At 47.2% G+C, this 9,766-nt stretch carries 13 protein-coding genes, 10 tRNA genes and 1 rRNA gene (1 of these 24 only partly in view); 1 reads left to right on the top strand and 23 read right to left on the bottom strand.

The features are described 5' to 3' along the window. The 20 genes from ASG02_RS15395 to acpS form a co-directional block, all read right to left on the bottom strand. Positions 1–146, bottom strand: a 16S ribosomal RNA gene (locus ASG02_RS15395); it reaches 1,375 nt to the left of the window's first position. Positions 147–151: 5 nt separating this feature from the next. Beyond that, a tRNA-Ile gene (locus ASG02_RS00405) sits at positions 152–228 on the bottom strand. Between the two features lie 18 nt (positions 229–246). Next, a tRNA-Arg gene (locus ASG02_RS00400) sits at positions 247–323 on the bottom strand. 4 nt (positions 324–327) lie between these two features. After that, positions 328–414: transfer RNA gene (locus ASG02_RS00395), tRNA-Leu, on the bottom strand. Positions 415–431: 17 nt separating this feature from the next. Further along, positions 432–507, bottom strand: a tRNA-Lys gene (locus ASG02_RS00390). 7 nt (positions 508–514) lie between these two features. Beyond that, positions 515–586: transfer RNA gene (locus ASG02_RS00385), tRNA-Gln, on the bottom strand. 4 nt (positions 587–590) lie between these two features. Then, positions 591–666, bottom strand: a tRNA-Asp gene (locus tag ASG02_RS00380). A 36-nt stretch (positions 667–702) separates the two neighbouring features. After that, a tRNA-Val gene (locus ASG02_RS00375) sits at positions 703–778 on the bottom strand. 3 nt (positions 779–781) lie between these two features. Next, positions 782–856, bottom strand: a tRNA-Glu gene (locus ASG02_RS00370). Between the two features lie 49 nt (positions 857–905). After that, positions 906–997 (bottom strand) — tRNA-Ser (locus tag ASG02_RS00365). 7 nt (positions 998–1,004) lie between these two features. Next, positions 1,005–1,079: transfer RNA gene (locus ASG02_RS00360), tRNA-Asn, on the bottom strand. Between the two features lie 149 nt (positions 1,080–1,228). Further along, the gene (locus ASG02_RS00355; protein ID WP_035412218.1) at positions 1,229–1,669 is read right to left on the bottom strand and encodes a SprT family protein; all 441 of its coding nucleotides are present in this window, start codon (positions 1,667–1,669) and stop codon (positions 1,229–1,231) included. Next, positions 1,666–3,786 carry a Tex family protein gene (locus ASG02_RS00350; RefSeq protein WP_035412213.1) on the bottom strand — a complete coding sequence of 707 codons (2,121 nt, stop codon included), beginning with the start codon at positions 3,784–3,786 and terminating at the stop codon, positions 1,666–1,668. Before ASG02_RS00350 ends, ASG02_RS00355 begins: the two co-directional genes overlap by 4 nt. A 63-nt stretch (positions 3,787–3,849) precedes the next feature. Beyond that, complete coding sequence (gene sigB, locus ASG02_RS00345; RefSeq protein WP_023469620.1) at positions 3,850–4,647, bottom strand: RNA polymerase sigma factor SigB; 798 nt, start codon at positions 4,645–4,647, stop codon at positions 3,850–3,852. Beyond that, positions 4,613–5,095 (bottom strand): anti-sigma B factor RsbW, encoded by a 483-nt coding sequence (gene rsbW, locus ASG02_RS00340; RefSeq protein ID WP_035412210.1) that lies wholly within the window; start codon positions 5,093–5,095, stop codon positions 4,613–4,615. Before rsbW ends, sigB begins: the two co-directional genes overlap by 35 nt. Then, on the bottom strand, positions 5,092–5,418 hold the full coding sequence (locus tag ASG02_RS00335) for an STAS domain-containing protein (RefSeq protein ID WP_029342841.1): 327 nt from the start codon (positions 5,416–5,418) through the stop codon (positions 5,092–5,094). The genes rsbW and ASG02_RS00335 overlap by 4 nt, the downstream gene beginning before the upstream one ends. A gap of 193 nt (positions 5,419–5,611) precedes the next feature. Beyond that, positions 5,612–5,962, bottom strand: coding sequence for a type II toxin-antitoxin system PemK/MazF family toxin (locus tag ASG02_RS00330; RefSeq protein WP_023469623.1), 351 nt, complete (start codon positions 5,960–5,962; stop codon positions 5,612–5,614). A 3-nt stretch (positions 5,963–5,965) separates the two neighbouring features. Then, complete coding sequence (locus ASG02_RS00325; RefSeq protein ID WP_023469624.1) at positions 5,966–6,190, bottom strand: hypothetical protein; 225 nt, start codon at positions 6,188–6,190, stop codon at positions 5,966–5,968. A gap of 139 nt (positions 6,191–6,329) precedes the next feature. After that, a complete protein-coding gene (gene alr, locus ASG02_RS00320) occupies positions 6,330–7,403 on the bottom strand; it encodes an alanine racemase (protein WP_035412208.1) in 1,074 nt (357 codons plus the stop codon). Position 7,404: 1 nt separating this feature from the next. Beyond that, on the bottom strand, positions 7,405–7,761 hold the full coding sequence (gene acpS / locus ASG02_RS00315; protein WP_056059916.1) for a holo-ACP synthase: 357 nt from the start codon (positions 7,759–7,761) through the stop codon (positions 7,405–7,407). Positions 7,762–7,829: 68 nt separating this feature from the next. Between acpS and ASG02_RS00310 the strand changes: the two genes are divergently transcribed. Next, a complete protein-coding gene (locus ASG02_RS00310) occupies positions 7,830–8,570 on the top strand; it encodes a rhomboid family intramembrane serine protease (RefSeq protein ID WP_035412202.1) in 741 nt (246 codons plus the stop codon). A gap of 50 nt (positions 8,571–8,620) precedes the next feature. Here ASG02_RS00310 and ASG02_RS00305 read toward each other — a convergent pair whose 3' ends face one another. Genes ASG02_RS00305 through ASG02_RS00295 form a run of 3 tightly spaced genes read right to left on the bottom strand, consistent with a single transcriptional unit; the run spans position 8,621 to position 9,669 of the window. Further along, positions 8,621–8,884 carry a hypothetical protein gene (locus tag ASG02_RS00305; protein WP_056059913.1) on the bottom strand — a complete coding sequence of 88 codons (264 nt, stop codon included), beginning with the start codon at positions 8,882–8,884 and terminating at the stop codon, positions 8,621–8,623. Between the two features lie 19 nt (positions 8,885–8,903). Continuing rightward, positions 8,904–9,404 carry a hypothetical protein gene (locus ASG02_RS00300; RefSeq protein ID WP_035412198.1) on the bottom strand — a complete coding sequence of 167 codons (501 nt, stop codon included), beginning with the start codon at positions 9,402–9,404 and terminating at the stop codon, positions 8,904–8,906. Beyond that, positions 9,394–9,669: a 4a-hydroxytetrahydrobiopterin dehydratase gene (locus ASG02_RS00295; protein ID WP_035412195.1), complete on the bottom strand. Its 276-nt coding sequence runs from the start codon at positions 9,667–9,669 to the stop codon at positions 9,394–9,396. The genes ASG02_RS00300 and ASG02_RS00295 overlap by 11 nt, the downstream gene beginning before the upstream one ends. Positions 9,670–9,766 lie beyond the last annotated feature (97 nt).

The following is a 9,766-nucleotide window of genomic DNA, read 5'->3' as shown; positions in this document are numbered from 1 at the left end:
ATCAAACTCTCCATGAAGTGTTTGACTTGCTCGTTGTGTGACCGAAGTCACGATTGACGAAGCTTGCGCTTCATTCGTTTTTGTATTCCGTAGAATACGWTTTTTGCCTCATCGTTCAGTTTTCAAAGTTCGTCATTGTTTGTTTTGAAAATGGTGGGCCTAAGTGGACTCGAACCACCGACCTCACGCTTATCAGGCGTGCGCTCTAACCAGCTGAGCTATAGGCCCGTCAAAGCAAACAAAATATGGTGCACCCTGAGAGATTCGAACTCCCGACCCCTTGATTCGTAGTCAAGTACTCTATCCAGCTGAGCTAAGGGTGCGATATGGTGCGGTCGAGAGGACTTGAACCTCCACGATGTTGCCACCACTAGGCCCTCAACCTAGCGCGTCTACCGATTCCGCCACGACCGCAAATATGAAATTAAAAATGGTGTGTCATGCAGGATTCGAACCTGCGACCCTCTGATTAAAAGTCAGATGCTCTACCAACTGAGCTAATGACACATATAAACTGGGCTGGAAGGGATCGAACCTTCGCGTGCTGGAATCAAAATCCAGTGCCTTACCACTTGGCTACAGCCCAAAAATGGCGGTCCTGACGGGATTCGAACCCGCGATCTCCTGCGTGACAGGCAGGCATGTTAACCGCTACACCACAGGACCGCAACTTGAAGTTGTAAACAACTCTTTAAAAAGAAATGGTGGAGGATGACGGGATCGAACCGCCGACCCCCTGCTTGTAAGGCAGGTGCTCTCCCAGCTGAGCTAATCCTCCATATGGTGACCCGTACGGGATTCGAACCCGTGTTACCGCCGTGAAAGGGCGGTGTCTTAACCGCTTGACCAACGGGCCATTTTGTAATTAATAATTATTCTCAAGAAACATTTTCACATAAGAGGTCTGGCGGAGATGGAGGGATTCGAACCCTCGCACCAGTTTCCCGGCCTACACCCTTAGCAGGGGCGCCCCTTATAGCCACTTGGGTACATCTCCAAAAGAATGGCTCCGCAAGTAGGATTTGAACCTACGACCTACCGGTTAACAGCCGGTTGCTCTACCACTGAGCTATTGCGGAACGTTACGTTCTGTTCGGAACACTTTTATATAGTAGCAACTTTTTTTCTTTCCGTCAATGCTTTTTTAAAAAAGTTTTTAGCGACGATAAGTTGTTTAGTTGCTGTCGTTTTGACGACTTCTATAATTTATCATGCTCCGAAATGAACGTCAACTACTTTTGTAAAAAATCTTTCCGCGACAACGACCACATCGATACTTTTCCGTATTCATGCGTCTTTTCCTTCTATATAATGTACTGCATTTCTCACATTCATAAAGATAGGATTTTTTTTCGTCTTCTTGTCTTCTCGGACTGTATCGGATCCCACCGTAACGCTCTAACCATTCTTTAAAGTCTTGATCTTGATGGCGGTGTCCCATTCCTGCTAGATGTAAATGATAGTGACACAGTTCATGAATCACAATTCCGCGGAAGACTTTCATGTCATCGATGTATCGTTTATTGAAGTCTAAGTGATGATCGCCCAAGAAGTAGCGACCACCTGTCGTCTTTAGGCGTGGGTTAAAATAAGCTTCATGTCGAAACGATAAGGAAAATACGTCGAGCGAAAGTTGCTCGACGTATCGTTGTAATTGTTCATTCGTCATTTCGGCGGAACCAGCGTCAAACCAATGCGTCCTCGCTCCGGTTCAACATTCGTCACCCATACCGTCACGATATCCCCGACAGCGACAACATCAAGTGGATGTTTGACACGCTTACGACTGAGCTTCGAAATATGGATCAATCCATTCTCTTTCACCCCGATATCAACGAACGCACCAAAATCAAGAACATTACGGATCGTCCCTTGGAATTCCATCCCGACTTGAATCATATCCATCGATAGAACATCTTGGCGAAGTAACGGTTTATCGAGTGCTTCTCGCGGGTCACGTCCCGGACGTTGTAACGCCTCGATGATGTCACGTAACGTTGGCTCTCCGATCTCGAGCGTCTGTGCCATCTCCGGTAATGCCAATGTGGACAATTGTTCCCGGAGTGCATCCGTTCCGACTTGATCGAGCGTTAAACCTAGTGTCTTGAATAACCTTTCGACTGTTTTGTACTGCTCCGGATGGATTGGCGTCCGGTCGAGCGGATGCGTTCCATCTAAGATCCGGAGGAATCCAGCTGCCTGTTCATAAGCTTTTGCCCCAAGACGAGGGACTTTCAATAATTCCTGACGCGTCTTGAACGTTCCAAGTTCTGAGCGACGTTCGACGATTTTTTTCGCCGTCGCTTTCGTGATTCCTGCGACGTAACTCAAAAGCGGTTCTGACGCTGTATTGACATCAACTCCGACCTGGTTGACGACCGTTTCGACGACAAAATCAAGCGTCTCCTTCAATTTCGTTTGCGAGACATCATGTTGATATTGACCGACACCAACAGATTGCGGATCGACTTTGACGAGTTCTGCCAGTGGATCCTGCAAGCGACGTGCGATCGAAATTGCGGATCGTTGTTCGACTTGAAGCTCCGGAAACTCCGTTCGGGCAATCTCTGAAGCGGAATAAATACTTGCCCCTGCCTCGTCGACGATCGTAAAGGCAATATCTTTCTGCCCCTTCATCCAATCCGCAACGAATGCTTCTGTTTCCCGCGAAGCCGTCCCATTGCCAATCGCAATCAATTCAATACCATACGTGTCGACGAGCTTTGAAAGGGTTTGGCGCGCTTCTTTCGCTTTTTGCTCTGACATCGTCACGTAGATGACACCGACTTCCTTCATCTCACCCGTCAGATCAATGACCGCCCACTTACACCCCGTCCGATAAGCCGGATCAAGACCAAGCATGACTTTCCCTTTCATCGGTGGCTGCATGTAGAGTTGACGGAGGTTCTTACCGAAGACGTCAATCGCCTGAAGTTCTGCTTTCTCAGTCAGTTCGTTCCGAATTTCTCGTTCGATAGCAGGAAAAACGGATTTTTTATACCCCGTTGTGATTGCCGCTTCGACGATGTCACGTTTCTTTGGCGCCAGTTGTGCATATGAACGAAGTAACGTTGGTAAAACCTGCTGTTCCTCTAATACGACCTTCACCGAGACGATTTTCAACGACTCAGCACGGTTGATCGCAAGAATCCGGTGCGGAACAATCTGTTGAATCCGTTCGTTGTAAGCATAGTACTGTGCAAAGACACCTTTTTCATCGACTGCGTCCTTTTTCTGTTTCGTGACGATTTCTGCTGAACGACGTATTTGCTTGCGTATGAACTCACGCACCGTCGCTTGTTCGCCCCACTCCTCAGCGATGATTGATTGAGCTCCGGCAAGTGCTTCTTCCGAATCGAGTGTACCGCTCAAACGCTGAAATGTCGCTTCATCATAGGCAGACTTGTCGCGTAACCAGTCAGCAAGTGGCGCAAGCCCTGCTTCCCGTGCAATTTCCGCCTTCGTCCGACGTTTTGGTCGAAACGGTAAGTAAATATCTTCGACTTGTTGTAAGGTCGTCGCTTCTTCAAGCGTTCGACGGAGTTCCGGCGTTAGTACACCTTGTTCCTCGATTTTTTCAAGGACGTCACTTCGTCTACTTTCAAGTTGTGTTAATTGTTTATGTCGATCGAGGATCGCTTTAATCGCGACCTCATCGAGTTCTCCAGTCTGTTCTTTCCGGTAGCGGGCGATGAACGGAATCGTACCGCCTTCTTCCGTCAATTGTAAGACTGCCTTCACTTGAGCAGGACGTACATTCAATTCACTTGCGATTCTCTTTTCCATCTGCTTCACCTCTCATTCATTATACCGAAGAATGCATGGAAAAGAAAAAAGACTGACACGAGGTCAGTCTTTTGAGAATACTTCATTTGGTTCAACTTTAATCGCTTCACGTAACTTCTGCAAAGCACGTCGTTGGAGACGGGACACATGCATTTGTGAAATGCCGAGTAGTTCTCCCGTTTCTTTTTGACTCATATTGCGATAATAGGCACATTCGAGGATAGAACGCTCGCGGTCCGTCAAGACAGCAAATGCCTTTTCAAGAATCAGACGCTGATCGACAGAGTCATAGCCATTCTCTTGATTACCAACGAGGTCGAGCAAGGTAACGGTACTACCTTCCTGATCTGCCTCAATCGAGCTATCGACGGAGAGAGCTTGATAACTCTTACCCATCTCGAGTGTTTCAAGGACTTCCTCTTCTGATACTTCAAGGCGAGCAGCAATCTCATCGATGCGCGGAGAGCGTTGTAGCTCCGTCGTCAATTCCTCGACTGCCTTTTTGATTTTTGGTCCGAGTTCCTTAATGCGACGTGGAACGTGGACGCTCCATGTCTTATCGCGGATGAAACGTTTGATTTCTCCGATGATCGTCGGAACAGCAAACGATTCAAAACTGCGACCAAACTCCTTATCGAATCGACGAAGCGCCGCGAGTAACCCAATCATACCGACCTGAACGAGATCGTCATGAATCGGTCGACCACGCGAAAACTTTCGGGCCAAAGCTTCTACCAAGTCTGAATAACGCTCGAGTAATGCCGCATGCACTTCCTCATCTTGGTCGTCCTGCTGATACAAATCAATCAGTCGAAGTACTTCATCATCACTGTGATGGCGTTGTTGAGACTTTGCTGGCACTTTGACCCACCTCATCTCTATTCATATATTTTGTCATATGGACAGTGACGCCGTTCGCTTTCTCGATCGTTACTTGATCCATCAATGCTTCGATCATCAAGATACCAAGTCCTCCTTCATGCAAGGAATCGAGATCGTGTGCGTCCGTAATCGGCTCACTTTGGCGTTTAACCTCATCTTTATCGAACGTAATGCCGTTATCTTTAACGATGATCTCAAGACGATCATCTGGATAGACGTTGCAAGTCAAGGCGATACTACCATCTTCTTTTCCTTCGTACGCATGTTGAACAGCGTTCGCACATGCTTCTGAGACAGCGATTTTGATATCTTCGATGTCATCGTACGTATACCCCATTCGGTTCGCGACGCCTGAAACCGTCAAACGAGCGATGGCTACATATTCCGGTTTTGCCGGTAATGTCATGTTCAGTTGTTCGTTCTTCATTGCGTTCCACCTCGTACACCACTATCAATTGTAATGATGCTTGAAAGACCTGTGATCTCGAATAGACGACGGATACGTTCAGAGACGCCAACGAGCGTGAACGACGTACCGTTCTTTTTCGCTGCTTTGAGCGCACCGACAAAAACACCGAGACCTGTTGAATCCATATAATGAACTTCATCCAAGTGCACGATGACATCATTCGTTTCGACTGCTGGGACTAATTCTTGGCGAAGCTTTGGTGCCGTATACGTATCAATCTCACCTGCGATATAAAGATGCGTCTGACCGTCAAGCTGCTCTGTTTTAATTGTTAAATCCATCTTCAAGTTCCTCCTCAAGGAAAATCTGTCTATGTGGTCTTGCTATTCATCCTACCTCTTCCCTTTATAAAAAGGTCACTTGGGTATGTTTCCCCGTAAAGAAAACTTTGAAACCCATTTTTAAAAAAAGAGGTCAAAAAAAGTCGTATACGCTAGTATCGACTCTTCTTGTGTTGCGCTTCTATGTAAGTGCCTAAAAATCAACCAAGCCTAAGCTGATTGCGACGGCACTATTTACTTTCATCATCGTGTCCGGATCTAGATGTGTGACTTTATCCGTTAGACGGCGTTTATCAATTGTACGGATTTGCTCAAGTAAGATGACCGAATCACGTTCTAATCCGTGTCGCTCTCGATATACTTCCACATGGGTCGGTAGTTTGGCTTTGTCGATCTGTGCCGTGATCGCAGCCACGATGACTGTCGGGCTGAATCGGTTACCAATATCATTTTGTAGAACAAGCACGGGACGAACTCCCCCTTGTTCCGATCCGACCACAGGTGACAAATTTGCATAAAACACGTCGCCACGTTTGACTATCAAAGCTTACACCCCGCTTACTTGACGTAGGAGTGAGAACTCCGCCTCCGTTTCAATCTGGAACATTTCGCCTACGATCGATAAATTGATTGCTGCCATTTCTTCGTAACCACGCTTCAATTCCTCACGTAGCTGACGCTTGCGTTCTTCGGTCGTATGATTCGACTTCATCCCAATCGTCTCCTTCGCTACATTTCGCTCAACAAACTGCATTTCCCGTTGTTGGACCAAGATAATGGCACCTCCAGATTCACTGAAACCTTAACGAACGACTCACTTTCTACTTCAATATATCAGTCGAATTCAGAAAATACAATCAAAATTCAAACAAATAACATATTTTTGCCATCTTATTGATGTCTTATTCGAATCACTGACGCGGAACACGTTTCGAGAATTGACAGAGAACTTCATAGTTGATCGTCCCGAGCCAATGGGCCGCTTCCTCGATTGGTGCCCCTTCTCCAATCAAGATGACTTCCGTTCCAATCGGATATTCTCGCGGTAAACGAATCATCAAGCGATCCATACAGACACGACCGACGATTTCGCACGGTAGACCGTCTACAATCAGTGAATAGCCCTGAAACTTGCGTGACCAGCCATCTGCATAACCAATCGGAACGGTACCGATCCATTCATCTGTCGGTGCCGTATAAGTCGCTCCGTAACTGATCGTCTGACCCGGTTCGACTTGTTTGACCTGCATCAGACGACTCTTCAGTGAAAACGCTGGTTTTAAAAATTCATAATGTCCTGCCATCTCATCCGACGGCATCGCCCCATATAACGCGATACCGACCCGAACGACGTTAAACGGCGCTTGTCCCGCTAAGCGAATCGCTGCCGCTGAATTAGCACAATGCACGTAACGAATGTCCGGTACTAGCGCGACATAGGATAAAAATGTCTCGAGCTGACGTTCGAACAATCGACTGTTCAGCTCGTCAGCGGTTGCGAAATGCGTATAGATGCCTTCGAGTTCGACAAGATCATCATTACACTCAACCAAAATATGCTTCAACTCATCGACATGCTGCAGTCCGAGTCGCCCCATCCCGGTATCGACCTTGATATGCAAACGGAGATGATCGATTTCCGTCAGATGCCGTTTCGCTTCTTGGAGCCAATCGGCTGAAAAGACAGGAACGGCGACATCGTAATTCGAAGCGACTGGCGCATGCTCCGGCAGTAAAGCTTCAAGCATCAAGATTGGCGCTCGGATACCCGCTTCTCGCAACTCAATCGCTTCTTCAAGGAGCGCAACAGCGAGTAAGTCAGCTCCATTTTCAAGGGCAATCTCAGCGACTGTCACTGCACCGTGACCATAGCCGTCTGCCTTGACGACTGCCATCACCTGTTGCTCGCCCATTCGTGTTTTAATTTCGCGTATATTGTGTGCGATCGCTTCCCGATCGATTTCAATCCAAGTTGGTCGATACATCCTAATCCCTCTTCTCTAATAAGACTTGCGCAGACGCGTAGTGCTCTGAATGTGTAATCGAGACATGGATGACGCCATTGAATGGTCCGCTCATGATCGGTCGTCCGGTCTCATCGTTTAAAACTTCGACGTCCTGCCAGGAAACCTCTTTTCCGACACCGGTTCCAAATGCTTTAACGAACGCTTCCTTTGCGGCGAAGCGACCTGCCAGGTACTCAATTTGCCGGTGTCCTGAAAGCGATTGAAATCGTTCCTGTTCTGCCTGCGTCAAAATTCTTCCTGCAAAACGTGGCTGTCGCTCGAGCGTTTGCTCGATTCGATTTAGTTCGACTAAATCGATCCCAATTCCATAAATCATCCGAGACGCCTCCACAGTTCTATTCTTCGCCATCTTCATATAGAATGAAGATGAAGCGAGGTGTTGTCATGTTTAGTCGAACGGAAAATCTACAAACGTTCACACGTTCTTATCCGGTCGTTTCGTTGTTCATTTTAATCCAAGTCGCCCTGTTTGTCATCGAACAGTTAGGTGGACTCCTTAATCTGACGTTCTCTCCCTTAAGTGCAGGCGCAGCAATCAATCTCTTAATCGGGCAAGGTGAATGGTGGCGTGTCGTCACGGCAACGTTCTTGCATTATGATTTTTGGCATATTGCGTTCAATACGTTTGCTCTCGTCATTTTCGCACCGCCTCTCGAGCGGATGATCGGGCATACTCGATTCGCTACTTTTTACTTGCTCGTCGGTACGCTTGCGAACGTCTTGACGTACTTCACGAAAATCAATGAACCGTTCTATGGACAAGCCGGAGCATCCGGTGCCATTCTTGGTCTGCTTGGTTTTTATGTCTACTTGAGTCGTTTCAAACGAACGGTCATCATGGCAGACGATACACGGCTTGTGTATATCTTCACTGCAGTCACGGCAGTCTTTACGTTACTTGGATCGAACGTCGCTGTCTTCGGTCACTTGTACGGTTTCGTCCTCGGATTCCTTTTCGGATTCGTCTTCGGCAACCGCGCCGTGCCATTCACACGTCCGTTCCAAACGGGTCGTCGGACAAGTGGTGGTCCTGTCTTCGTAAGCGGTTCTGGGCAGTTGGGTCGTATCTTCTTCTATGTCATCATCGCCTTTGCTGTACTCGGATTATTCTTCCGTTACCTGTAAACCAGCATACAAAAAAAGGACTACGCTACATGCGTAAGTCCTTTTTTTGATTATTTGCGTAGAACTTCTGCCAAGTCCTTCACATCATCAATCAAGTTATGGATCGTCTCCTGATTATCCGTATAAAGTGCTTTTAATTCCTCAAAGCGTCCTTTCGGATCTTGTTTGACAGCAGACAATTGTGTTCCTGCGCCACTGAATGTTCGTTTCACTGCCGTGAACTGCGCTTGACGCGTATTTTTATGCAGTAGTGATAAAGTAGCGCCGACAAGTGCGCCACCAAGTGTTGCTACGACAAAATAGTTCTTCTTCATCTGTTAGTCCCCCTGCATCTCACTCATTTGTTGGTGGTACGATTTGATACCGTTTCATGACGGGAGAAGGCGCGAACGACTTCCCTGCCTCTTCAGCATACTGGTCTACCGTGAGACGTTCAACTGATTTTGCATAACGAGCCCCGTCGCTTGTCTCATGGAACTGAATCAATAAGACGAGATCCGTCCCCTTCTCGACACGTCCAATTCGAAAAGCCTGGAAGCCACCATATTCTGCTCCAATGACTTTTGGATTCGACATCACTTGATGTACGAATAAATCTCCGCTATTTTGATCTGCCGGAATCGACCAGTAGAAGAGACTGCCTTCATCCGAAAAATTTCCACGTGATTCGAGCAACGTGTAGGTATTGCCACTTTGAAAAGGTGATTTCGAGTCCGTCTCTATCCAGAGGATAGCGTCACCGCTTCCGCTAGCAACACGAATGTGAGCGTCCCGAGAACGAATTTGTTCAACAAACGAACCGCTACCGAATGTGATCGAAAGTTTAGATGGCATCACAGGCCTCCGCAAGTTGAAAGTCTTTTTCCGTCAATCCGTTTTCATCATGAGTCGTCGCCGCAAGTGTGACGTTTTTATAGTCAATCACGATCCGTGGATGATGATTCAAGTTTTCGGCGATACTCCCAACTTCCTGTACGAAATCCAGTGCAGCAGGAAACGATGGAAGTGTATACGTTCGGACGATTTCATCATCGACGATACTCCAATCCTGCAATCGTTCAAGACGCTCTTCCACTTCATACTCATTCAACCTAGCCATCCCTTTCTCCTCCTCTACTATCATTTTCGTCCTATACTTTATACCCCATTCTATTACTTCTCTATACCTGTTTGTATCCGATTTCTTCCTTTCGCCT

Source organism: Exiguobacterium sp. Leaf196, assembly GCF_001423965.1.
Lineage (GTDB): Bacteria > Bacillota > Bacilli > Exiguobacteriales > Exiguobacteriaceae > Exiguobacterium_A.
This window is presented reverse-complemented; position numbering and strand designations above follow the sequence as displayed.